We start from the raw sequence: 24,857 nt of genomic DNA on the forward strand, positions 1-24,857 counted from the left end.
GACAGGGGAAATGATGATGCCGAAATCGGATGCGGCCGACATGCTCACCCTGCGCCGGGCCGCCGGCCACATCGGCGCGTACGTCGACGGGGTCGACCTCGCTGGCGCGTTGGACGAGCCGCTGATCGCGGCGCTGCGCGACGCTCTGCTGGCCCACAAAGTGCTGTTCTTCCGCGACCAGAATCTGGACCACGCCGCGCACATCGCGTTGGGTCAGAGGTTCGGGACGCTGACCGTGCGATCACGGTCGCAGAGCAACGCCTCCCTCGACGTGTATCCGCAGATCCTGACGATTTCTCCGCAGATCGACCGGGACCAGTACGGGGTCGACTACGAAGCCCACTACCGCCTCCGGTGGGCCTCCGGCGCAACCGGCTGGCACACCGACATGTCCCACGTGGTGAACCCGCCGGCGGCGTCGATCCTGCGGGCCGAAACGGTTCCGCCCTTCGGCGGCGACACCCAGTGGACCAACCTCGTGGCGGCCTACGACGGGCTGTCGGCCCCGTTGCGGACGTTGTGCGACGGGCTCACGGCCGAGCACAGCTTCTTCGCCGGTTATCGGATGGTTCCCTCCGATCCGGTCGACCGCGCGATCCTCGACATGATCGGCCCCGACGCGCCGGTCGCGGTGCACCCGGTGGTGCGGGTGCACCCGGAGACCGGCGAGAAGGCGCTGTTCGTCAACCCGTCGCGCACCGCGCGGATCGTCGGGCTGTCCCCGGCCGAGAGCAGCGCGCTGCTGGAACTGCTGTTCGACCAGGTGACGCGGCCGGAGTACACGGTGCGGTTCGGTTGGGAGCCGGGCTCCGTGGCGTTCTGGGACAACCGGTCCACCGCGCACCTGGCGGCCCCGGACATCGACCACCTCGACGGCGTCGAACGGGTCCTGCACCGGGTGACGATCATCGGTGACCTGCCCGTCGGCCCCGATGGGTACACGTCACGGGCCCTCTCCGGGACACCGCTGGGCGCGGACCTTCCCATGGACGAGGCGCCTGTGGAAGGGCGCGTCCGGTGAGGGCCGCGCCGTTGCCGAGCCAGCGCACGTCGAGCGGCTTCGCCCGCGTCGAGCCTGGCTCCCTGACCAGCGCCGCCGATGCCGCGCACCTGTTCCCCCGGTTTCCGATGTACCGGCAGGGCCTGGAGTGGTTGGCGCGGTTCGTCACCCGCTCTCATCCCGACCTGGGCCGGCCCGGCGCGGTGTGTCCACGTCTGGCGCCCGCTCTGCGCACCGACACGGTGTGGTTAGTCGCGATCGCCCTCACCGGCGCGTCACCTGAGCACTCGGTCGAGGCCAGCCAGGCGCTGGGGCACCTGTTCGAGGGCCTGGCCACGCCGGAGCAGCGGCAGTCGGCGGCGCTGCTGGGCTTCTTCCCCGACCTGCCGGCGCAGAACGCCGCTGCCTTCATCGACGGCGGCCACCGGCTGGTACGGCCGTGGTTCGTTGAGCGCGGACTGATGCTCGGGGAGTTCCACCCCACGAGCACCGTCGGCGGCGTCCACAACCGCGACCTGCCGGTGATGCGGTGCCCGGCGCCGATGTTCGCGGTCCGCGCGATCACTCCTCATGACCTGATGTTCCTCGACCAGCCCGATACCCCGCCCGTCGACCGGCTGGCCTACCTGGAGGCGTTCGACAGGCACGTCGGCGCACGCCTCAACCAGGCGGCCCGGGTGGGGCTGCACTCGCGGATCGACGAGGTCCGCGCCGCCCTGACCTCGGGAGGCCCGTCGTGATCGCCCCTCACACCCCTGCGCTCGCGGCGCCGACCCTGGCGAGGGCGTTGGAGGCGGCCTACCGCGACAGCGGGCTCACGCCGGCGGTCGTCACCCCGGCCGGCACGTGGACCTACCGCGATCTGGCCGCTCGCGCTCACGGTGTCGCCGAGGCCGTGCGCACCGCGACGCCGGCCGCGGGACGGAGCCCGATCGTGGCCGTGGTGCTCGATCGTTGTCCCGACTTCGTGGCCACCGTCATGGGCGTGGCCGCCGCGGGTGCGGTGTATCTGCCGCTGGATCCTGGCGCCCCCGACACCTATCTGGGTCAGATCTTCGACGAGTCTAGGCCGTCGATGGTCGTGACGAGCGGCGAACGTGCTCACCGCCTGCGGGGGTTGACCCGCGCCCCGGTCGTGACCCCCCTCGACCTGACCTCCTCCGCCCCCGCCGTCGCCACCGGTGATGCCGCCGGCATCACCGGCCACCCGCCTGAGAAGCAGGTGAGCACGGCGGAGGTGGCGCCGCGGGACCCGGCGTACGTGGTCTACACCTCCGGGTCCACCGGCAGACCGAAGGGTGTGGTGGTGTCGGGTGAGGCGTTGCTGAACGCCACGGCGGCCCGGGTCGACCGGTACGGGCCGGCGGGGCGGGTGCCGCTGCTGCACTCACCGGCGTTCGACCTCACCACCGGCGTGCTGTTCTGGACGATCCTGTCCGGCGGCACCCTGGTCATCGAACCGGGCGGGCTCGCCGACGTCGCCGCCACCGTGGCGCTGATCCACCGGCACGACATCACGCACCTGATCTACCCGGCGTCGTTGTACGGGGCGTTCCTGGACCGGGCCGCCGACCGGCCGCCGGCCAGTCTGGTGGCGGTCGGGATCGGCAGCGAACGCTGGAGCCCCGTGCTGATCGAACGGCACGCCCGTGTGCTGCCGGCGGTATGCCTGGTGAACGAGTACGGCCCCACCGAGGCCACCGTCTGCTCCAGCTATGCCCTGCTCTACGACGGGCCGCACGCCCGATCGGCGCCGATGAGCATCGGCCGGCCGGTACGCAACACGGGTTACCTGCTGCTGGACAGCGACAGGAACCTCGCCACCGGTGCCGGTGAGTTGGCGATCACCGGCATGAACCTCGCCCTCGGCTACCTGAACAACCCCGGGCTGACCGCGCAGCGGTTCGTCACCCTCGCCAGCGGGGAGCGGGCCTATCTGACCGGTGACCTCGCCGAGCGTGATCCCGCCGGGGACTTCGTGTTCCTGGGCCGGGCGGACCGGCAGATCCAGGTCGGCGGGCACCGGGTCGAGCCGGGCCACATCGAAACCGTGCTGATGGGGCACCCCGGCGTCATGCAGGCCCACGTCGCCGGCCTGCCGGGCGTCGGCGGCACCGGGTCGAGCACCCTCGTCGCCTACCTGGTGCCCCACCCGGACGCGGACAGTTCGGCGCCCACAGCCTCAAGTCCCGTGCCGGCCCGTGGCGGGGAAGGGCAGATGGCGGGCGACTGCGACCAATACCTGCGGAATCGGGTTCCGGCCTATCTGGTGCCGTCCGCGTACGTGGTGCTGCCGGAGCTGCCCCGCACCCCGTCCGGGAAGATCGACGAGGCGAAACTGCCCAACCCCACAGTCGCCGCCGCCGCTGCCACCGCCGATGCCCCGACAGATCCGCTGCACCAGGCGTTGGTCAGGGCGGCGGCGGGCGTCTTGGGCGTGGCCACGGTGCCGGTGGACCAGCCGTTGACGTCCCTGGGGGCGAGTTCGCTGGTCCTGATCCGCCTCGCCGCCGTCATCGCCCACGACCACGGGGTCGACGTACCGATCAGCGCGCTGTTCGGCGCGTCCGCCATCCACCAAATCGCCGAACTGGTCCGGGCGGGGACCCCGTCGGGCCGGCCGGTTCTCCGTCCGGCTGCAGGGGAGCCCGAGACCGTCTACGGGAGCGTGTGGCCGCTGAGTGGTCAACAGCGCCAGATCTGGGTCCTGACACAGATGGCCCCCGACTCGCTGGCGTACAGCACCCAGTTCTCCCTGCGGATGTCCGGCCCGGTGGACCTCGACGCCCTGCAGGCGGCGCTGTCCCACGTGGTCGCCCGGCACGAGATCCTGCGCACCACCTTCCACGACGGCCCGGACGGGCCGGTTCAGGTCGTGCGCGAACCGTGGGCCGCCCGGGTGGACCTGGTCGACCTCAGCGACCTCGACGCCGACGCCCAGGCGGCGGAGCTGGACTGCCGGATGCGGGCGGCGGTGGCGGCCGGGTTCGACGTGGCGGTGCTGCCGCTGGTGCGCTGGCACCTGTTCCGGCTGGGGCCGCGATCATGGCGGCTGCTCCAGGTCGAGCATCACTTCGCGCACGACGGCTGGTCCGCGCAGCTGTTCCTGGCCGAGATGCGCGACGCCTACCGGGCGATCCTCGACGGCGAGGTTCCGCGCCTCGACGCGCTGCCCGTGCAGTACCGCGACTACGCCACCTGGTACCAGCAATGGCGCAGCACCGGCGACTACGCCGACCAGGTCGCCTACTGGCGGGCACGGCTGGACGGGTGCCCGCCGGAAGGGGTGGCGTTCGGCCCTGATCGGCCCCGTCCGGCCGGACGGACCTACCGCGGTGGCCGTCTGGTCGCCCACATCCCATCCGAGACCGTGCGGCACCTTGACGAGTTGGCCGTCGCGCAGGGGGTGAGCAGGTTCGCGGTGTTCCTGGCCGCGTTCGCCCTGCAGGTGTGGCAGCACACCCACGCACGCGACGTGGTGATCGGGTCGGCTCTGGTCAACCGGCGTCAGGCCGGCACCGAAGCCCTGCTGGGCATGTTCGTCAATGCGCTGCCGCTGCGCGTGGACGTCGACCCCGACGCCAGCACCGCAGCACTGCTCCAGGCCACCATGACCACCCTGCTGGGGGCGCAGGACCACCAGGAGTTGCCGCTGCTGGACCTGCTGGCGCATCTGAATGTGCCTCGCGACCCGGGCAACCCGCTGTTCAACCTAATGTTCGCCTTCCACGACACCCCCCGACCGGATTTCCAGGTCGGGACGCTCAGCGGGCAGCTGGTCATCGAGCACAACGGGACCTCGAAGGCTGACCTCAACGTCGTGTGCGTGCCCGACCCACCGACCCCCGGCGAGGTGGAGCACCGGCCGGGGATGAGCATCCTGTGGGAGTTCGACAGCGACCTGTTCGATCCCGACACCGCGAGGGAACTCCTGGCTGGCTACGAGCGGATCCTGCACGTCCTGCCGCAGGCACCCGACCGGCCGGTCCGTGACCTGGACCTCCTGGGAACCTCCGAGACCACCCGGATCCTGGCCGCGGGCACCGGCCCGCACGACGCCATGCCGTTCGGCACCCTGCACGCGGGCTTCGACTCAGCCGCGGCCGCCCACCCGCACGCCGTCGCGCTCGAACACGCCGGTACCCGGTGGACATATCGGGACCTCGACCTACGCGCAGGGGCACTTCAGCACCGCCTCACCGCCCTCGGCGTACGCCCCGGGCACATCGTGGCGGTGGCCTGCCCGCCAGGCGTCGAACTGATCACCACAATCCTGGCCACCCTGCGTCTCGGCGCCGCGTACGTCTGCCTGGACCCCGGCCAGCCCCCGGCACGGACCAGCCTGATGCTCGCCGACGCCGACGTACGCGCCATCGTCACCACCCACCAGACCACGAACGGCCACGACACCGGATGGCCGCCCGCCGGAACAGCCCTGCTCTACGCCGACGACCCCGCACCCGGCCCCGAACCCGCCGGCCCGCCGCCGGCCGCACCTGGCGTCCGTCCGGACGACCGCGCCTACCTCGTGTACACCTCGGGGTCCACCGGCACCCCAAAAGCAGTCGTGACCACCCACCGCAACGCCTGCGCCGCCCTGCACGCCCGGACCCGCCACCACGCGGTCACGCCCGCACCCGCGAGGCCCGCCCGGACCCTGGTCACCCTGCCCGCGATCTTCGACGTCGCGCCGCACATGATGCTGTGGACGCTGCAGACCGGCGGCACCATCGTCCTGCCCGACACCGCAGAGCAGGCCCAGGACCCCGACCAGATCCGCGCCCTGGTCGACCGGCACCAGGTCACCCACGTCAACTTCACCGCGTCGTTCTACCGTGCCCTGCTCGGCACGATGCCCACCGAATGGCAGCCAACACTGCAGGTCGTGGCCATCGGCGGTGAGGCGTGCGCACCCGACGACGTCCGCGACCACGCCCGCCGGCTGCCGCACGTGGCCCTCGACAACGAGTACGGCCCCACCGAAGCCACCGTCTGGTGCTCCGTCGCGCGCCTGCACCCACCGGAGCCCGACGCGGAATCACGGGTGACCGTCGGTCTCCCGCTGACCAACAACAGCATGTTCGTCCTGGGCCCGGACGGCGACCTCCTGCCCGCGGGTGCCGCAGGTGAGCTGTTCATCGGTGGCGCCGGTGTCGCCGCCGGCTATCACCGCCAACCCGACCTGACCCAGCAGCGGTTCGTGACGCCCCGACGGGGTCCGCTGGCCGGACAGCGTCTCTACCGCACCGGTGACCGGGCACGCCTGCGCGCCGGCCGGTACGAGATCCTCGGACGCCTCGACGACCAGGTGAAGATCCGCGGCTACCGCATCGAACTCGGCGAGATCACCGCCTGCCTGCTCCAGCACCCCGCCGTCACCGACGCCGCCGTCACCGTGCAAGGCCGCAGCGACGCGGGGCAGCTGATCGCGATCGTCGCCACCGCTCACCCCCAGGCATGCCTGCCGGATCTGCTACGGGCCTGGACCGCGCAGCGCCTCCCCGCATACATCGCCCCCGCCGGCTACGTCGTCGTCGACGAACTCCCGCGCACCGCGACCGGGAAACTCCAGCCCGAACGCCTCAGCACACTGAGCACCCCGGTCGCCGCGGCGGCGCCGGTCGCCGTGCCGACCACGCAGCGCCAGCAGCGGCTGCTGCGGACGTGGCGCGAGCAACTCCAGCGACCCGACCTCGGCATCGACGACGACTTCTTCGCCTGCGGAGGCGACTCGCTGCAGGCGATCCAGGCAGCGGCCCGCGCCCGTGACCTCGAAATCGACGTGACCGTCGCGCAGCTCGTGGCCGCCCCGACCATCCGCGCCCTGGACCGACTACTCACCACCCCCGACGACAACGCCACCGTCGCACTGGCGGCGCCCGCGCGGCGTCCCGGCGGCACACCGCTCGCGCTGACCGCCATCCAGGCATGGTTCTTCGCCCAGAACTTCGCCGATCCGGATCACTTCCACCAGGCGCGGCTGTTCACCCTCGCCGACACCTGCGATCTGCCGAGCCTGCGCGCCGCCGCCAGGTGGGCGCTGCACCGCCATGACGCCTTCCGCACCCGCTTCACCCGCCACGACCACGCGTGGACAGCCGCCCTGGACGACGCCACGCCCGGCGACCCCATCCGCGAACACACCCTGCCCCCGGCCGGAAACCAGCCGACATCCGAACGGCTGACCCCCGTCCTGGAGGGTCTGCACGACGATCTCAGCATCGCCTCCGGGCGCCTGGCATCCGTCACTATCGTGAGGGACAACGACGGCCGGCAGCGCTGGCTGTACATCATCGCCCACCATTTGATCATCGACGCGGTGTCCTGGCAGATCCTCGTCGACGACGTCGAGAGGGCCTACCGCCTGCTGCGTGCCGGCCAGGCCCTACCCGAGGGCAGCACGCCGGGCCTGCCCACCGCGCCCACGACCCCGCCCAAGGTCGGCCCGGAACCCGACCCCTACTGGCAGAACCTGGCCACAGCGGCGAAACCGGTCCTCACCGGCACCGGCTCCGGCGGGCCACCGGCCCCGGTCGGCGCCCGCATCCGCGTGCGGCGACGGCTGTCGACCCACGCCGGCATGTACCTACGCCACGACGCCCACCGGCTACGCGGCGTCGGCGCCCAGGCCATCCTGCTGGCCGCGCTCCGACGAGCCCTGCAGCCCTTCACCGACAGCCCCGACCTGTACGTCTGGCTCGAAGGCCACGGACGCTCCCATCACCGATCCGCCGACCACGAAGGCGTCGTCGGCTGGCTGACCACCCTCTACCCGGCCCTCCTCACCGCCACCGACGCACACCCGGGACGACTCATCGACGTGGCCGCCGACTTCCAGCGGCAACTCGCGGCGATCCCCGACGGCGGAGCCGGTTTCGGCCAATCCCGCTACCTGCACCCCGACTCCCCCCTCGGACGCCAACTGGAAGCCATCGCCGCCCCCCAGGTCACCGTCAACTACCTCGGCCACCACCAACCCACCGGACGAGACCGGATCCTGCGCCCTGTCCCCGGCCCGACCGGTGCCAGCATCGCCCCGAGCAACGTGCTGCCCACACCGATCGACCTGACGGTCACCGCCGATCCGGACGGCATCATGTCCTGCCAGTTCCTGATCGATACGGGCCTGGTCACCCCGCAAGCAGCCGAGAACATGGCCGACCGCTTCACCGCCGAGATGGAAGCAGCCGCCCGGCTCATCGCCCTCACCCCCATGCCCGTTCAGGCAGACGCGCGCACCCTGTTCCTCATCCACCCCGTCGGCGGGAAGATCGACTGGTACACCGATCTGGCCGCTGCCCTGGGACCTGGCTGGGACTGCTACGGCCTTCCGCACGACGGATCCACCGACGCAGACACCTTGCCCGCGATAGCCCAGACCTACCTGGGTCGCCTCCGCGCCGCCAAACCCGACGGCCCCTACACCCTGGTCGGGTGGTGTCTCGGCGCGGTGCTGGCCTACGAGATGACCCAGCAGGCACAACGCGACGGCGACAGCCACCGCATCGACGACCTGTTCCTACTCGACCCGCCCCACGCCGAACAGCCTCTCGACGCCGACGACGCGATCATCACCCACGTCCAGTACGCACTCATGCAGCACGGCTGGCCCGACCAGCCCCGACAGGCGATCACCGCCGCTCTGGGCGCCACGAGCGCCCTGCCGATCCCGGACCAGGCACATGCCCTTGCCGCCGTCCTCGCCCCGGAGTCCATCGTCCCGCCGAGCTGGCCCAGCCAGCACGAGTCCCTCCTGCACCAGATGCGGATCCGGCTCGTCTGCCATGCCGCGATGTCCGCCTGGCACCCGGCCGGTCAGACACCGACGCTGCAGCTGATCCTCCCGCACACCGTCACCCCCGGAACCGAGAACGCGACACGGACGTGGCGAACCCGAAGCAGCGACCCGCACGTGACCACGGTCGCGGGCGACCACGAAAGCATGCTCACCGGGCCAGGGCTCGACCAGATCACCACACTCCTTCACGAGCGGCATTCAGCGCGGCCGACACACCCCGGGGCGGCGCAACGCCACCACGACAGAACGGGCGTTTTCGGTTACAACGCACTTGCCTGATAGCGTCTTCCGATCGCCCACGCTGTGCGGCATCCCATTCTTCAAGGAGTAAAAGCAGTGCGGATCCTGCCCGAGATCTCCCGCACCTTCGGTGAATACCTGCTCCTGCCCAACCTCACCGACGAGGCGTGCACGCCGGACCGCGTGGATCTGTCCGCCCCCGTGGTGCGACACCGGGTCGGGGAGCCCTCGGCGCTGCGGATCGCCGTCCCGATGGTCAGCGCGATCATGGGGGCGGTGTCCTCACCCCGGCTCGCCATCGCCCTGGCCCAGTGCGGAGGGCTGGCGTTCATCCACCAGAACCAGCCGATCACCGCACAGGCCGAGATGGTGGCCGCGGTCAAGCGACACAAGGCCGGCTTCCGGCACAGCGACATCAACATCAAACCGTCCGCCACCCTCGGTGAGGTCGGCGACCTGCTGGCCGCCGCCGAACGCGATGTCGCGGTCGTGACCGACGACGGAAGCCCCGGCGGCATGTTCCTCGGTCTGATCTCCACCAGCGACTTCAACGTGCACCGCCACGACCTCGGCGACAGCGTCGAAACCCGGATGCGCCCCGCTGCGGGCCTCGCCACCGCACCCACCGGCATCTCGCTGTCCGACGCGAACACCCTGATCTGGGACGCCCGCCAAGACGTCCTGCCGATCGTCGACGAGGACGGCCGCCTCACCTCGATCGTGCTCCGCCGCGACTACGAACTCCACAAGCAGTTCCGCAAGGAGAGCATCGACCAGGACAAGCGGTTCATGGTCGGTGCCGGGGTCAACACCCACGACTACCGCGAACGGATCCCGGCCCTGGTCGCCGCCGGAGCCGACGTCCTGTGCCTCGACTCCTCCGACGGCTACTCGACCTGGCAGAGCACCGTGCTCCAGTTCGTCCGCGAGCAGTACGGCGACACGGTCCGCATCGGGGCCGGCAACGTCGTCGACGGACGCGGCTTCCGCTACCTCGCCGAGGCCGGCGCCGACTTCGTCAAGGTCGGCATCGGCGGCGGCTCGATCTGCATCACCCGCGACCAGAAGGGCATCGGCCGCGGCCAGGCGTCCGCCCTCGCCGACGTCGTCCGCGAACGCGACGCCTACGCCCGCGAGACCGGCCAGTACGTGCCGCTCTGCTCCGACGGCGGTGTCCTGCACGACTCCCACATGGCCATCGCCCTGGCCTTCGGCGCCGACTTCCTCATGCTCGGGCGCTACTTCGCCCGCTACGACGAAAGCCCCTCACCCCTGGTCAAGGTCGACGGGCAACTGTTCAAGGAATACTGGGGCGAAGGCAGCCAACGCGCCCGCAACGCCGCCCGCTACGGGCAGGGCAAGGCCCTCGTCTTCGAAGAGGGCGTCGACGGATACGTCCCCTACGCCGGCAGCCTCTACGACAACGTATCCGTCACCCTCACCAAGATCACCTCCACGATGATCAGCTGCGGCTCCACCACCCTGCCGCAATTCCACCAGACGGCGACCCTCGTCGAGGTCTCCCACCAGAGCTACCTGCAGAACAGAGAAGACGTACGGCTACGCGATCGCCCCAGCGCCATCAGCTGATCCGGCGGGGTGACACTACCGACCAGCGCAGGTCTCGCCGGGCACCCCAGGTGCCCGCGTGCCCCGTGGCCTGAAGCCCGGGTGGACCCACGTCGGAAGTTTCGACGCCACCGCTGGCCGACGACCCCGCATTGGTCGAGGTGCCGGCCAGCGATGGCGCGGCCCACGGGGCGTTACGCAGCCTTCGGTCGGTTTCTGCGTGGGATGAGCTTGATCGTGGCCTCGGCGGTCGTCTTCTTCAGTTCCGCGAGGACGGAGGTGTAGATGTCGGCGGTCATCTTGTAGGACGAGTGGCCGAGGGTGTCCTGGATCTCCTTGATGCTGGCCCCGGCCGCGAGCATCAGGGTCGCGGCGATGTGCCTGAGGTCATGGAACCGTACCGGCGGCAGGCCACTGCGTTCGACGAGCCGGTCGAATCGGCCGGTGACCGTCTCCGGGTGCCACGGTTGGCCGTCGCGCTTGCGGACGAAGAAGATGTCGCTGTCGGCCCAGGCGTCGCCGGCGACGACCTTCCACGCCGCCCGGCGGAACAGGTACCGGCGCAGACTCGTGACGGTCTCGTCGCCGAGGTCGACGATCCTGTCCCCGGCCGCCGACTTCACCCCCTTCTCGATCACCTGGTAACCGACGCTGGTGCGCTGCCCGGTGATGGTGATCGCCGCGGCCTCCAAGTCGACGTCGTAGTCGTGCAAACCGCACAGCTCGCCTCGTCGAGGGCCGCGGTGGATCGCCACGTCGAACAGGGCGTACAGCTCGGGGTCCTCGGCCTCGGCGAAGTCGAGGAACTGGCCCGCCTGGACAGGTGTCCAGACCATGACCGGGCTGGGCCGCTGCCGCGTGCGGCGCCACCGGTTGACCGCCGCGTCGGTCCACAGCCGAGGTCTCGGCGGCCTGCCCGAGGCCAACTCGACCGACTCGGCGGGATTGTGGTCCACCAACTTGTGGTGATAGAGACGGCGGGCGTCGTTGAGCGCCTTGCGGAGGGTCGCGAGGATCCGCTGCTGGCTGGCGTCGCCGACCGTGCGGATTCCCTTGACGGCGTCGCGGATCTCCTTCACGGGGCTGGCCTTCGCGGCGCGGATCTCGTCGTTGCGGGCCTCGATCGTGGCGAAGACCGACTCGATGTGCGCGGCGGTGAGTTCCTGCAGCGCCACCTGCCCCAGATGCGGGGTCCAGTACTTGGTGATGTGGTCCTGGTAGCTGCGGCGGGTCGCGGGCGCGAGCCTGACCCGGTTGGTGATCCACTCGGCGAGGTACTCGCCGAGGGTGAGCCGAGTGTCGGCGGGCACGTCGGCGCGGATGCGGCGGGCGACGTGGTCGCGGTCCGGCAGCGGCTGGTGGGGTTTGCACGCCTGCAGCAGGTCGGCGATGCGCCGACGCTGGATCTCGTCGCGGCCGGCGAGGCCGAGCAGCGCGCGGGCGTGGTCACGTTCGGCAGCGGCGGCCTCGCGGGTGTCGAACCCGGTGCGGCGCAGCTGCCGCCGTGCGTGGCCGGCGTCGAGGGGGAGTTCGAGTTGGTACCGCCAGGTGCCGTGGTGGGGGTTCCACCCGTTGCCGCGGCGTAGCTTGGGGCACTGCGCGCCGAGGCGTCGGCCGTTCTGTCGGCAACCGCAGCGCTTGGTGATGGATCCGTCTGCCATGACGTGTTCGCTCCTCGCCGACTCCGCCCTCTGGCGAGCATCGGATTGTCGGGTGTCCGTTGCGTGGTGATCACCGCTTGTTTCGGCCTGGTGATCAAGTCGCGGGCGGAGGGTCGCTAGGGACGCCGAGGACTGCCAGGATCGCGGCGACGGAGACCCGGTAGCGGGAGCCGACCCGCAACACCGGCACCGGCAGGCGGTCGCGGCGCGCCAGCTCGTAGGCGCTGCTGCGGGACATGCCGAAGATCTCGCCGACGGTCGCGACGTCCGTGACCGCTCCGAGCGCCCGGATGCCCTCAACGGTCCACACCGGCGGATTCTCTGGGGGAGTGCTGGCCTTCTTGCTGTCCATGGGATTTGGTCCTTCGTGCAAAGAGGGAGAGCCCGCCACCGTGGTGGTGGCGGGCTCTCGGGATGGTGGGGTTTTGCTGGTGGTGGTCAGCCGGTTGGCTCCCACCGACGCCGGCCTATCTCGGCGGTGCCGTGGTCGACGCGGGGGCGGCTCGGTCGTGATCAGCCCGACTGCGCCGGCCGGGAGGCGACCACGCGCCACCCGGCCGCCCGCAGGCTGGCCCCGCTCTCCCCGTCCTGGGTGTAGGTGACCAGACGCCGGTAGCCCAACGCCCGGGCGGCTTTCCACGCCGCCCCGTAGAGCAGGAGCAGGCGTTGCGAGTTCCGTCCGTGGCCACTCTGGTGACCTCGAGGGTCAGCCCGTCGTCGAGTCTGCGCGCGACGGGACGCCCGACGACGGCCACGCCGACCAGGACGTCGTCGCGGGCCACGCCGACGCTGAACTTGTGCCCCCGCGGCGGCCGATGATGGCGGTGCCAGTCCGCGACGAAGCCGCAGGCTTCGGCGAACGTGACCGGCACCGTCCGTAGGCTCACCCGCTCTCCTCGTTCGACAGGTCGTCGGGCAGGTACGGGACGATCCGGGCCATCGCCTCGTCGTGGAACGCGGCGTTGATGTCGACCCCCACATAGCGGCGGCCGAGCTGCAGCGCGGCGAGCCCGGTCGTCCCGGCGCCGGAGAACGGATCCAAGACGACGCCGCCCGGTGGGCAGCCGGCCGCGATCGCCCGTAGCGGCAGGTCGATCGGAAAGGGGGCCACGTGCGACCCCCGGTAGGGGCGGGTCGCGATCCGCCACACATCCCCCGGGTTGCGTCCCTTCGGATGGGCGGCGGTGTGGGCGTACCCGAGCGGGACGAGGTTGCCCCGCCCTGCCCGAGGCTCGACCTGGACCTCCTCGGCACTGTACTTACCGGCGCCGTACGCGGTGGCGCCGCAGCGGCGGGCGGTCGCGCCGATCCCGCCGGTGCGGCCCTTGCGTGCCCCGCCGATGATCCGGGTCCCGTCGGCGGCCTCCGGCCGGACGAGCGGGATCCGGATCGGATCGAGGTCGAAGTAGTAGGAATGGGACCTGGTGAGCAGGAACAGCAGTTCGTAGCCGGTGCTCAGCCGGTCGGTGACGGACTCGGGCATCGGGTTGGTCTTCGACCAGATGACCGCGTTGCGCAGCCACCAGCCGCGCGCCTGCAGTGCGAACGCGGTCCGCCAGGGCACGCCGATCAGGTTCTTCGCCGGCAACGGCGCGGACCGCCCTGATGTTCCGGTGGTCCCGCCGCCGGTGTCGTAGGCGCGACGGGTCCCGCCGGTGTAGCTGTCGCCGAGGTTCAGCCACAGCGTCCCGGTGGGTTGAAGGACCCGCAGCGCCTCGTCGAACACGCGCACCAGGCGGTCGACGTACTCGTTCACCGTGGGCTCCAGCCCGTACTGCAGGTCGCCCCACGTCGCCCCGCACCGGCGGCACGACGTGCCGTCGCGGCGTGGCCCGGCAGGTAGCGGGTGCGGGCAGGCGGGGGTGCCACCGTGCCACGCACCGGTGCCGTAGTCCCGCAGCGACCAGAACGGCGGGCTGGTCACGATGGCGTCGACACTGCCGTCGGGCATCGCGGCGAGCACCTGCCGGGCGTCGCCGAGATACAACTCGACCGGGCCGGCCTTCCGGTACCGGTAGGCGTCCAGCAAGGTGGGATCGGTCATGTTGGCACCGCCCACCGGTGCGGGCACAGCAGCATCCGCAACGCGGTGGCTGCCTGTTGCGGGACGACGCCGTTGCCGAGGACCCGCAGCGCGCCGGTACGCGGCAACGCGAGCACCGGGTCGGTCACCCACTGTTGGTCGAGGCCCATGAGCCATTCCACGAACGGCGGCGCCAGGACCGGTTTGCCGTGCCGCCCGGGCTGGGTCGGCTCCGGCACCGGCCGGCCGAGCAGCAGCTCCCACCGCGCTACCGCTTCGGCATAGACGCCCCACCGGTCGGCGTCGGGCTGACCCAACCCGGCGACGGTGGTGCGCAGGTCCGCGCCGCCGTCGCCGTGCCGGCCAGGTCCCCGCGCGTCGGAGGCGCGCGGGGTGGGCAAGGTCCGGGCCGGTACCCGCACCGCTGCCGACGGCAGGGTGAGGTCCCCGTGTGAGCCACGTTGCCCCGGGCAGCCCTTGGTGCCGTCGGTTGCCTTCGGGGTGGGTAGCAGCACCTGTGACAGCGGTGGCCGCCATCCGGCTCCGGCGCGCCGGCCGGGGGTGCCGGTGTCGCTGGCGCGCGGGGTGGGCAGCAGCGGCGGAGTCTTCGACTTCCCGCCGCGCTGCGGCCGGTAGCCGCGGACCGCCGATTCCAGGGCCGGCCGCCAGGTGTCACGGTGGGTGCCGCTCATGGAGCCGGTGCCGCCTCCCGGAGTGGGTATAGGCAGCAACTGCCCGGCGATACCGGCGAGACTGGGCCGGCGGGTCGCCCCGGCCGAGGGGGACCTGTTCGACCCGTATGTCACCGCGGTCGGTGTCGGCAGCAGGTGATGGCGGGTGCCGGTCGGCTCGACCAGGTCGGGCAGCCCGTACTGGTGGCCGGGGCCCTTGCCATCACGGGCGCAGGGTGTCGGCAACGTCCGCACCCCCTCCTCCCAGTCGGTGGGTGGGGGTGGCCAGCAGGAACAGCCGGTCCCGTTGGTGGGCGGCGCCGATGTCGGATGCGCGTAGGCATAGCCAACTCGTGTCGTACCCGATCTCGGCCAGGTCAGCGTGGACGACGTCGAGCCCTCTCCGCAGGAGGGCGGCGACGTTCTCCACGAACAGCAACTGCGGTCGAAGGACGCGAACGGCTGCGGCGACGTAGTTCCAGACGCTGGAGTGCTCCCCGGTGATACCAACGCGTTTGCCGGCATTGCTGATGTCCTGGCAGGGGAACCCGGCGGTGAGGATGTCGACAGGTTCGACCTGGGCCCAGTCGACGACGCTGATATCGCCGAGGTTCGGGATGCCGGGCCAGTGATGGGCCAGGACGGTGGCGGCGTGTCGGTCGGTCTCGGCGTACCAGGCGAGCCGGCCGCCGAGCACCAGCTCGACGGCCAGGTCGAGCCCGCCGTACCCGCTGCACAGGGAACCGACTCGTGGTGCGGCGGTGGCTTCACCGTTCACGCCACCTCCCCACGCCCCGCGGCGGCAGGTGCCGTCGCGTCGTGCGGGCAGGTCCACGGCCCACAGCCAGGAGAATCCGCCGGCCGTGGGCGTGGGCGCAGCACCACCTCGTCGAGCGGCACCCGAGCTCGGTGCAGGAAGAACTGCCCGCGCAGCGGATGCCCGTCGGCGTTGGCCTTCGCGGAGCCGTGGCGGATCGCCCGGTCGAAGGCGACCGCGTCGGCCCACTCCGCAGGGCTGTTCGCCCGCAGGTCGGCCCAGAAGCCGTCGTCGTGGAACGGGCAACCCACGCACGACGACTTCGGGGTGTCCCCGAGGCCATGGTCGGCCAGGTATCGGAGACAGTCGGTCCGCCGCCAGCCCAGGTCGAGCAACGGGTGGACGCTGTGCATGTAGCCGACGTCCGAGTCGCGGGCGCGGCCGATCTCGTCCAGGCTGATCCCGATCGCCATCCGCGCCCGCACCCCGGCCGGCACCCGCGTCGGGTGCGGGTAGCCGAGCCGGCGCCGCACCTCCACCTTGATCGGTTTGATCTTGTACTCGGAGGTGCACTGCCGTCGAGCCATGCCCCGCTGACCGTTCGGCCCGAGCGTGAACAGGGGCATGGACGCGAAGCGGTGCTCCGGGTCGAGCGCGTCAGCCCGGATGTCTCCGGTGCTGACGCGCACGACCTCGATGCCGGCTGCCTGAGCGATGCCCGTCAACCGGTCCAGATGGCGATAGACCGCAGCCGGTTCCCAGGACGTGTCGGCGAAGATCGCCGCGTCGAACCCCGGGATCGTGCCCCGGGCGGCGAGCAGCAGGAGCGTGGTGCTCTGCACGCCCGCGCCCAGCGACAGGTAGCGGTGGGTGGGTGCGCTCACGCGACCACCCCGGTTCCGCCTCGCGGTGATGGGCGTTTGGTGAAGATCAGGACGTCTTCGTGCGCGATGAGGTGCATCGGCATCCCGGCGGCCCTGGCCTTGCGGACCTGTTGGAGTTGGAAGAACGACGGCCGGGCGACGAGGTGGTCGTCGCGGACGGCGGCGAGGAGTGCGACGCACCGTTCGGTCGGGACGAGGCCGGCGCGCCGGCCGGCGGCGATGACCGCGCTGGGCAGGTCGACCAGCTCGGTGTGTTTGCGCCAGGGACGGGCGGTGACCACGACGACGCCGCCGGGGTGTAGCAGGGTGGCGCAGCCGGCCAGGATCTGGGCGAAGCCGTCGGTAAGGCCGGTCAGGTCGCGGTAGGCGAGGTTGCCCCTGTCCTCGCCGTCGTTGTATCGGTCGTCGTACTTGACGACCCCGTCAGCGCCGGGGCGCACGAGGCCATGCACCGTGGGCCCGTACGGCGGTGAGGTGACCACGAGGGCCACCTGCCCGGTGAGGACTTGCGGGACCAGAGACATCAGTCGGGTCGCGTCGCCGCGGATGACCGACGCGCGTCCGGTGGCACCCTGGTCATGGGCGTGGCGGATATTGGCGTCGGCGATGTTCGACCACTGCGGCTCGTACTCGATGCCGAAGGCGTCGCGGCCGGCGTGGACCGCCTCGACCAGGGTGGTGCCGATGCCGCACATCGGGTCCAGGACCAGGTCCCCGGGCCGGGTGTAGGCGGCGATGGCGTGGGCGGCGATCGCCGGGAGCATCCGGGCGGGATGCTTGACCGACTCCGGCACGTGCCGGCCGCGTCGTTGGACGGGTCCGGTGGACTGGGCGGTGGCCCAGACAGACAGGCCGTCGGAGTCGGCGCGGTGGCGGCCGTCGTACTCGCGGTGCCGCCCCGGGTAGTCCTCGCCGGCGGCGGGGCTGAAGGTGTTCGGCTCGTTGGGGTCGGGGTGTCCGGTGGTGGTGGGTTCAGGCACGGCGGTCACCACCGTCGCGGTCGCGGCGCCGTCGCTGCCCGGCAACCGGGCTGGGCTGCCGTGGGGTGAAGACCAGTAGGTCGGCGTGCACCCGCAGGTGCGCGACGGCCCACTGTTCGGGGTTGGCGTGGGCGAGGGTGAGCAGCTCCTCATCGGCGACGACGTGGTAGACGAACTCGTCGCCGTCGGTGCCGGCCTCCACGGCGACGATGTGCTGCAGGTAGCCGAGCCCCACGCGGGAGGCGGCGGCCACGAGAGGGCCGAAGTCCTCGGGCGTGGGCTGCGTACCGGTGGGCACGCCGACGACGAGCACGAGGCAGCCGCCGGGGCGCAGCAGCCGCGCGCAGGCGGCGAGAAGCCAGGCGAGCCGGACCCGGGCGGCCGTGTCCGTCTCGTGCAGCGGCCAGGACGCGACCACCAGGCTGGTGACCGAGTCCAGCGGTCCGTCGTCGCCCGACCGGACAACCGCGGTGTCGGGGCCGATGCCGGGCAGGTCGGGGTCGGTGAGGTCGTCGCCGAACCACTCGATCAGCTCGGGTACGTCGTCGCCCTCGCCGTCCTCGTGCGCGGTCGGGTGAAGCGGGTTGGTGTCGGTGGCCGCCGGCCGGCTGGTGGTGGCCGGGCCGATGAGCAGGCCGGAGCTGGTGTCGGTGAACCAGGCACGGTGGTGCAGGCGCTCGCCCTTTGCGCAGGTCGCGGTCAGGGCGTGGTCGCGGGTGAGGTCGACGACCGCCTCGCCGGGCCGGCTGTAGGCGGCGACGAGGCGGTAGGCCAGACGGGCGGGCAGGCTGGTGTGGTGCTCGGCGTCGGTGCGGGCCGTGCGCCAGACCGTGATCGGCACCGGCGGGTCGCCGGCGATCAGGTCGATGAGTGTGGAGTCGGCCGGCTCGGTGTGGTCGGCCGGGGTGTGCTGGTGCGGCGTGTGCTCGCTCATGTGCTGTCGGCTCCGCGCCGCGCCGTGAAGCGCTGACACCCCCAAACCGGGGTTTGTGATCCCTGGCGAACACTTGCCGCACTCACCGCCGCTCACAGGCGCTCACCGCCGGGCAGCTCGTCCCGGTTCCGACGGCTCTCCTAGCCGGCTTCGCGTGGCGACGACCAGCGGCAGCCACCGGGCTGCCGCAGGCGAGCCTGAACTCCACCCTCTTCTGTCAGTTACCGTCCGTTACTGACAGAACAGGCAGGGATGCCGGTCTCGGTCCGTGGGGACGCTGCGGCGTCGGCGTGGATCACCGCGTTGACCAGCACTGTGAGAGTGGTGTGAGTGTCACCGGGTGGGCCCGGCTTCACCGGCTCGGTGCCCCTGTCACAGGTTGACCGTGTCAACGGTGGCAGAGCTTCTGCCGCTGTCGGAGGTGCCGAAGACGAGCTGGCGCGGGCCGACCGACGGCGACCGGTGACACCAGTGCGTGAGCGGACCGGACTGTCATAGGCTCCCGTTCCCGAGGCTGTGAGTGTCGTCGACGTCGTGTCACGGGGCTGCGACGTGACCCGGTGACAGCGCCGTCGCACGCGTGCCTGACGGGCTCTGTCAACCTGTCACAGGGCAGGTCAGCCCACCTTTACCAGAACTCCTATCAGCGATCACAGCCGATGAATGCCGGTAGGGGTGTGCCTGTGACAGAAGCCGGGCGCTGGGCGGTGATCGGGGGTCTGAGCAGCTCTGTCAGAGGCTTGTGATGCTCGTGTGGCGGAATCGGTGCCGCCGCTCGCCGCGACAACGTCGGCGGCGGTCATCGAATCCCTTCGCTGTCACAGGAGTTTTGACATGAGCGTGTCCGACGCTACGGACTGGCCCACTTCCGCCCTTGACGCCGCGGCGACCGCCTTCGCCGCGCTGACGTGCGAACCCGCGCCGCTGGTGCTCGACTGCGCGGCATTCGGCGCCGACACCGGTCTGCCGCAGCGGGTGATGCCGCTGCCCGCGTTGCGGGACTGGCTGCTGCGCCACCCCCGTGCCTACACGGCGCGTGACGAGGTGTGGCGGGAGCTGATCCGCCGTGCCCGCCTCGACGGGCCGCACTGGGTCGTCGCCGCGGCCGGCATGGCGATGCCGGCCCTGCAGCAGTACGCGGCCCGACTCTGCCAGGGGTACTACGGCGACCCGGCAGATGTGGATGCCGAGATCCTGACCGGCTTCCTGACCGCGCTGCGCGATCGGGTGGACCTGACGAAACCGGCGCCGTACGCGGGTCTGTGCCGGGCGGCGTGGCGGGCCGGGCGGGATCTGCGCCTGCAGCAGCAGGAGTACCTGCCGGTGGAGGACATCGAGCACGTCGCCGCCGGCCCACGGACCCCGCGGGTGCCGTACGGGCATCCGGACCTCCTGGTCCGGCGGGCGGTGAGCCTCGGGATCCTCGATCCGGAAGACGAGCAGGCCTACATCGACGTCCGGCTCGGGCGTCGCGCGATCGAGCCCATCGCCGCCACCAACGGCGTCAGCGTGGACGCCCTGCGCATGCGGCTCTCGCGCATCGACAGCCGCATCGCCGAGGCCCTCGCCGACGGCCTGCTGACCGGGGTCGCGTCGCCGGAAACCGTCGCGGAACTGCGGCGGCAAGCCGAACAGCGCGGTCAGCGACGGGCAGGCCGCGCTGCGGCTGCCCGCCGCGAAACCAGCCAGGTGGCGGCTGCGGCAGCTGCCTGACAGCCTCCCGCACCACCGAGCGCAACAGCTGTGGCCCGACGTGCACCACGTCGGGCCACAGCCGTTTCTGCCTCCGCCCTGACAGAAACCGCTGGGCAGCACCCACTGTCGGGCAGCCGGAACGCTCCGACGGAGAAAAGCGTGCAGCCGGAGCAGGAACACTGAGGAAGAGCAGTTCAGCAGCCCTGACCTGCGCTGTGAGTCTTCGCCCCGAGGGTTGTGAGCGGCGTGGGAGCGCGGCAAGTGTTCGCCACAGGTCACAAGACCCGGTTTGGGGGTGCGGGACTTCCCCGAGCGGCACCGCTGCTCGTTGGTCCCGCCCGCCGCCGGGCGATACGAGGAACCGCGATCCGCGTGCCTCGGGTGCCGCGCCACGTTGATGCGCTGACACCACATTGATGACCGCAACCCACCCCTAAGGGAGGACGAGCTCCTCCCGAGGCTCGCGGTGTCGTCGGTTCCTTCACCTACGCCCGGCGGCGGCCCCTTTGGACCGCTTCGAGCAATCGCCGCGCCCCGGTCACGCCGTTCGGCGCCCCGGGGCGCGGCGGGAGGTGAACCGCAATGTCCCGCACCCCCACTCACATCCGTACAACCCGACGGGCCGGTCGTTTCGCGCTGCGCGTGGCCGTGCCGCTGGCCGGCACAGGACTGGCCCTCACCATCCCGGCCGCCGCGTACGCCGATCCCGGTAGCGCCGTCTACCTGGCGGCGAACTCGCTGCCGGTGGTGATCGCCAACCTTCAGGCCTGGGTCATGGGGATCCTTGCCGCGCTGGCCACTCTCTTCCTCGTCCTGGCCGGCGTGTACTGGGCCACCGCCGGTGGTGACCCGTCGCAGGTGGAGAAGGCCAAGCTCGCCCTGCGCAACGCGCTGGTCGGCTACGGCTTGGCGGTCCTCGCGCCGATCCTGCTGCAGATCATCCAGGGCATCGTCGGCGGCTGAGACGTCATGGGATGGTTCCTCGACCAGGCCCTCGACTGGTTCACCACCGCGATCCTGGCCTGCCTCACCGCGATCTTCGACCTGATCACCGGCATCCTGCTCCACACCCCGAAGGTCACCGCGCTACCGCAGGTGCAGGCCCTCACCGGCCGGTCGGTCTGGATCGTCGACACCGTCTTCGTCCTCGCGTTCGTCGCCGCCGGCGTGCTCGTCATGGTCGCCGGCGGCGGCGAACAGTCCCGATACACGATCAAGGACCTCCTCCCCCGGCTGGTCGTCGGGTTCACCGCCGCCCACTTCTCCCAACTCGCCTGCGCCCAGCTCATCGATGTGGCCAACGCCCTGACCGGGGCGGTCAGCGAGGGCGGCTCCGACGACACGGGGGCGTTCACCGCGATCCGGACGCACCTCACGGCGACACAGAACCACATGGTCCCGCTATTGTTCCTGATCCTGGTTCTCATCATCGCCGTACTGGTCGTGACGACCGCGTTCCAGGTGATCGGCCGGTTCGTGGCGTTACTGGTGATGACGGCCGTCGCGCCGCTGGCGCTGGCCTGCCACGCCCTGCCACAGACCGACCCGTTCGCCCGCCTGTGGTGGCGCTCCTACACCGGATGCCTCGCGATCCCCGTCGCCCAAGCGTTCTTCCTCACCGCGGGCGAACAGACCCTCCTCGACCCGGCGGCCATGCTGCCGGTGTTCGGCCTGCCCGCCGACCCCGGCGGCACCCTGAACCTCCTGGTCGTCGTGGTCCTGCTCTGGACCACCGTCAAGATCCCCACCCTGATGGCCCGCTGGGCGGGCCAGAGCGGACGCGGCACCGCGAACATGCTCGGCGCGGTCGTCCGCGTCGTCGTGGTCCAGCAACTCACCCGCGCCGTCCCCGGCCTCAACACGCTACGAAGGACCATCCGATGACCCGACCCGAACCCGACAGTGACCTGACCCGGGCGCGGATGCCCGCCGACGTCGACGCCCTCGACAAGGTCGCCTACGGCCTGACGTTCCACCAACTGGCGATCGTCGCCGCCGGCACCCTGCTCTTCTACACCGCGTGGCGCACCCTGCACGACGTCGTGCCGGCACCGGTCCTCATCGGCGCGGGTGTGGTGCTCGGCGGGCTGGTCACCGGCCTGGCGCTCGGCCGCCGCGACGGCCTGCCCATGGACGTGTGGCTACTGCACGCCATCCGCCACACCCGCACCCCCCACTCGCTGTCCAACACCAACGTCACCGCGGACACCGGGCCGCCGGACTGGGTCGACACACCCAAGAACGGACGAGTGCCGCTGCCGGCGCCGCTGCGGCTGCCCGCCGACGCCATCGACGACGACGGGCAGATCAGCCTCGGCGCAGGCAGGGCGGCGATCGTCGGCACCACCACGGTGAACCTCGCCCTACGCACCCCCACCGAGCAGGCGGCCCTGATCGACGGCTGGGGCAGGTGGCTCAACAGCCTGTCGACGCCCACGCAGATCGTCGTGTCCGCCCAACCGGTCGACCTGGCCTCCCACGGCCGGGCACTCGCCACCGCCGCAGACGCCCAACCGCACCCCCAGCTGCGGGCAGCGTGCGCCGACCACGCCACGTTCCTCACCGACCTCGCCACCCGACGAGACCCGCTGCGCCGACAGGTCCTGATCGTCCACCACACGGCGGCCGGCGAGCACAGCCCCCACGCTGGCCTGCGTCGCGCCGACGACACGGCACGGACGCTGTCCGGCCTCGGCGTCAGCCCACGGGTGCTGGACGGCCCGGCGGTCACCGCCGCACTGGCATCCGCCGCCGACCCCTACCGGCCACCGCGCCCGGGCGGACTGGCCGCACCCGACGCCGTCATCACCGCCACCACCCCCGCCCCTGCGCGCACGAAGAGGAAGACACCATGATCAGGAAGAGAGGAACCACGGGAGGCGGTACGCAGCCGCAACCGGCGTCGCTGGCGTCGGCGGTCGCGCCGGCCACGGTCGAGGTCACCCCACGGTGGCTGCGCGTCGGCGACGGATACGCCGCAACCCTCGTGGTGACCGGCTACCCCGCCGAGGTCGGCGGCGCGTGGCTGGAACCGCTGCTGTCCTGGCCGGGCCGCCTCGACCTCACCCTGCACATCGAACCGCTGCCAGCACCGATCGCCGCTGCCCGCCTACGCACCCAACGGGCCCGCCTGGAGTCATCTCGTCGGGCGGACTCCGACCGGGGCAGGCTGGCCGACCCCTACGTCGACGCCGCCGCCGAGGACGCCGGTGACCTGGCCGAACGACTCGCCCGCGGCGCGGCGAAACTGTTCCGGGTGGGCCTGTACCTGACGGTGCACGCCCGCTCCGAGGCCGAACTGGCACAGGCGTGCGCGCAGGTACGGGCCGCCGCCGCGTCGACCCTCCTGGACGTGCAGCTGGCGACCTGGCGGCAACTGGCCGGCTGGACCACCACCCTGCCACTGGCCACCGACGGGCTGCGGATGCTCCGCACGATGGACACCGCCGCTTTGGCCGCCGCGTTCCCGCTGGCCAGCCCGGACCTGCCCGCACCGCTGCCCGGCGACCCGCCCACCACCGGCGGGGTCCTGTACGGGGTCAACCCGGCCAGCGCCGGGATCGTCTGGTGGGACCGGTGGGCGCAGGAGAACCACAACTCGATCGTCCTGGCTAGAAGTGGTGCTGGGAAGTCGTACTTCGTGAAACTGGAGATCCTGCGCAACCTCTACCACGGTGTGCAGATCGCGGTGGTGGACCCCGAGGACGAGTACCTGCGGCTGGCCGACGCCGTCGGCGGCAGCGTCGTCCGGTTGGGCCTACCCGGCGTGAAGATCAACCCCCTCGACCTGCCCGACGGCGACCGCCGCCCCGACACCCTGACCCGCCGCGGCCTGTTCCTCCACACCCTCATCAGCGTCCTACTCGGCCACCAGCCGCCACCGGCGGAACGGGCCGCCCTAGACCGGGCCATCCTCGCCGTCTACCGGCAAGCGGGCATCACCACAGAACCCGCCACCCACCACCGACCGGCGCCGCTGCTACGGGACCTCGCGCAGACGCTGCGTACCGACGACGACCCGGCCGCCGCGACGCTGGCAGCCCGGCTCGCGCCATGGGTGCAAGGAAGCTTCGCCGACCTGTTCAACGGCCCCACCACCCAGGTGCCGGTCGGGCACTTGGTCGTGTGGTCGCTTCGGCATCTACCCGATGAGCTGCGCACCGTCGGCACCCTCCTCGCCCTGGACTCGATCTGGCGCACCGTCGACGCACCGCGACGCCCGTCGCAGCGCCGGCTCGTCGTCGTCGACGAGGCATGGCTGCTGATGCGCGACGGCGAAGGCGCCCGCTTCCTGTTCCGCATGTCCAAGGCGGCCCGCAAACGCAACGCCGGGCTGACTGTCGTCACCCAAGACGCCGCCGACGTACTCGGCACCGAACTCGGCCAGGCCGTGGTGTCCAACGCCGCCACCCAGGTGCTGCTACGGCAGGCCCCACAGGCCATCGACGCCGTCGGGGAAGCGTTCGGGCTCACCGGCGGCGAACGACGCCTGCTGCTCTCGGCCCGCCGCGGCCACGGCCTGTTGATCTCCGGGGTGAACAGGACAAGCTTCGAGTCGATCTCCTCCGATGCGGAGCATGCGCTGTGCACCACGAACCCGGCCGAGCTGGCCGAGGGCGACGAGGAGGACGACCTGTGACACCAC

Annotated in this window: 17 protein-coding genes and 1 pseudogene; 9 read left to right on the top strand and 9 right to left on the bottom strand. The window is 71.5% G+C overall.

What is annotated here, in order from left to right; genetic code table 11:
* Positions 1-16 precede the first annotated feature (16 nt).
* From GA0070216_RS24680 to GA0070216_RS24695, 4 genes are read left to right on the top strand one after another with little or no spacing between them, the layout of a single operon-like run.
* A complete protein-coding gene (locus tag GA0070216_RS24680) occupies positions 17-1,021 on the top strand; it encodes a TauD/TfdA dioxygenase family protein (RefSeq protein ID WP_245722691.1) in 1,005 nt (334 codons plus the stop codon).
* Positions 1,018-1,740 carry a DUF6875 domain-containing protein gene (locus tag GA0070216_RS24685; protein WP_091250937.1) on the top strand — a complete coding sequence of 241 codons (723 nt, stop codon included), beginning with the start codon at positions 1,018-1,020 and terminating at the stop codon, positions 1,738-1,740. Before GA0070216_RS24680 ends, GA0070216_RS24685 begins: the two co-directional genes overlap by 4 nt.
* Complete coding sequence (locus tag GA0070216_RS24690) at positions 1,737-9,077, top strand: non-ribosomal peptide synthetase (protein ID WP_091250939.1); 7,341 nt, start codon at positions 1,737-1,739, stop codon at positions 9,075-9,077. The genes GA0070216_RS24685 and GA0070216_RS24690 overlap by 4 nt, the downstream gene beginning before the upstream one ends.
* Before the next feature lie 57 nt (positions 9,078-9,134).
* Entirely contained in the window at positions 9,135-10,628 is a 1,494-nt protein-coding gene (locus tag GA0070216_RS24695; protein WP_091250941.1) for an IMP dehydrogenase, read from the top strand.
* A gap of 173 nt (positions 10,629-10,801) precedes the next feature.
* On the opposite strand, the gene GA0070216_RS24700 is transcribed toward GA0070216_RS24695, so the two are convergent.
* From GA0070216_RS24700 to GA0070216_RS24740, 9 genes and pseudogenes are all read right to left on the bottom strand, one after another.
* Entirely contained in the window at positions 10,802-12,268 is a 1,467-nt protein-coding gene (locus GA0070216_RS24700; protein WP_091250944.1) for a tyrosine-type recombinase/integrase, read from the bottom strand.
* A 94-nt stretch (positions 12,269-12,362) separates the two neighbouring features.
* Positions 12,363-12,620: a helix-turn-helix domain-containing protein gene (locus GA0070216_RS24705; RefSeq protein ID WP_091250946.1), complete on the bottom strand. Its 258-nt coding sequence runs from the start codon at positions 12,618-12,620 to the stop codon at positions 12,363-12,365.
* 161 nt (positions 12,621-12,781) lie between these two features.
* A pseudogene (locus GA0070216_RS36660) lies at positions 12,782-13,155 on the bottom strand (XF1762 family protein).
* Entirely contained in the window at positions 13,152-14,312 is a 1,161-nt protein-coding gene (locus GA0070216_RS24715; RefSeq protein ID WP_091251059.1) for a DNA-methyltransferase, read from the bottom strand. The pseudogene GA0070216_RS36660 and the gene GA0070216_RS24715 overlap by 4 nt, the downstream one beginning before the upstream one ends.
* The gene (locus GA0070216_RS24720; protein ID WP_245722692.1) at positions 14,309-14,983 is read right to left on the bottom strand and encodes a hypothetical protein; all 675 of its coding nucleotides are present in this window, start codon (positions 14,981-14,983) and stop codon (positions 14,309-14,311) included. The genes GA0070216_RS24715 and GA0070216_RS24720 overlap by 4 nt, the downstream gene beginning before the upstream one ends.
* A 202-nt stretch (positions 14,984-15,185) precedes the next feature.
* The gene (locus tag GA0070216_RS24725) at positions 15,186-15,740 is read right to left on the bottom strand and encodes a DNA cytosine methyltransferase (RefSeq protein WP_091250948.1); all 555 of its coding nucleotides are present in this window, start codon (positions 15,738-15,740) and stop codon (positions 15,186-15,188) included.
* The gene (locus GA0070216_RS24730; RefSeq protein ID WP_091250951.1) at positions 15,737-16,603 is read right to left on the bottom strand and encodes a hypothetical protein; all 867 of its coding nucleotides are present in this window, start codon (positions 16,601-16,603) and stop codon (positions 15,737-15,739) included. Before GA0070216_RS24730 ends, GA0070216_RS24725 begins: the two co-directional genes overlap by 4 nt.
* Positions 16,600-17,592, bottom strand: coding sequence for a TRM11 family SAM-dependent methyltransferase (locus tag GA0070216_RS24735; protein ID WP_425413188.1), 993 nt, complete (start codon positions 17,590-17,592; stop codon positions 16,600-16,602). Before GA0070216_RS24735 ends, GA0070216_RS24730 begins: the two co-directional genes overlap by 4 nt.
* Entirely contained in the window at positions 17,576-18,517 is a 942-nt protein-coding gene (locus tag GA0070216_RS24740) for a hypothetical protein (RefSeq protein ID WP_091250953.1), read from the bottom strand. Before GA0070216_RS24740 ends, GA0070216_RS24735 begins: the two co-directional genes overlap by 17 nt.
* A gap of 834 nt (positions 18,518-19,351) precedes the next feature.
* On the opposite strand from GA0070216_RS24740, the gene GA0070216_RS24745 reads away from it, so the two are divergent.
* The 5 genes from GA0070216_RS24745 to GA0070216_RS24765 all read left to right on the top strand — a co-directional run bounded on the left by GA0070216_RS24745 (position 19,352) and on the right by GA0070216_RS24765 (position 24,851).
* Positions 19,352-20,230: a hypothetical protein gene (locus tag GA0070216_RS24745; RefSeq protein ID WP_091250956.1), complete on the top strand. Its 879-nt coding sequence runs from the start codon at positions 19,352-19,354 to the stop codon at positions 20,228-20,230.
* Between the two features lie 564 nt (positions 20,231-20,794).
* Entirely contained in the window at positions 20,795-21,175 is a 381-nt protein-coding gene (locus GA0070216_RS24750; protein ID WP_091250958.1) for a pilin, read from the top strand.
* A gap of 6 nt (positions 21,176-21,181) precedes the next feature.
* Positions 21,182-22,096, top strand: coding sequence for a TrbL/VirB6 family protein (locus tag GA0070216_RS24755; protein WP_091250960.1), 915 nt, complete (start codon positions 21,182-21,184; stop codon positions 22,094-22,096).
* A gap of 38 nt (positions 22,097-22,134) precedes the next feature.
* Positions 22,135-23,067 carry a PrgI family protein gene (locus tag GA0070216_RS24760; protein ID WP_091251066.1) on the top strand — a complete coding sequence of 311 codons (933 nt, stop codon included), beginning with the start codon at positions 22,135-22,137 and terminating at the stop codon, positions 23,065-23,067.
* Positions 23,064-24,851 (top strand): VirB4 family type IV secretion system protein, encoded by a 1,788-nt coding sequence (locus tag GA0070216_RS24765; RefSeq protein WP_091250962.1) that lies wholly within the window; start codon positions 23,064-23,066, stop codon positions 24,849-24,851. The genes GA0070216_RS24760 and GA0070216_RS24765 overlap by 4 nt, the downstream gene beginning before the upstream one ends.
* The last annotated feature ends 6 nt before the right edge of the window (positions 24,852-24,857 follow it).

Source organism: Micromonospora matsumotoense (genome assembly GCF_900091525.1).
Classification (GTDB): Bacteria; Actinomycetota; Actinomycetes; order Mycobacteriales; family Micromonosporaceae; genus Micromonospora; species Micromonospora matsumotoensis.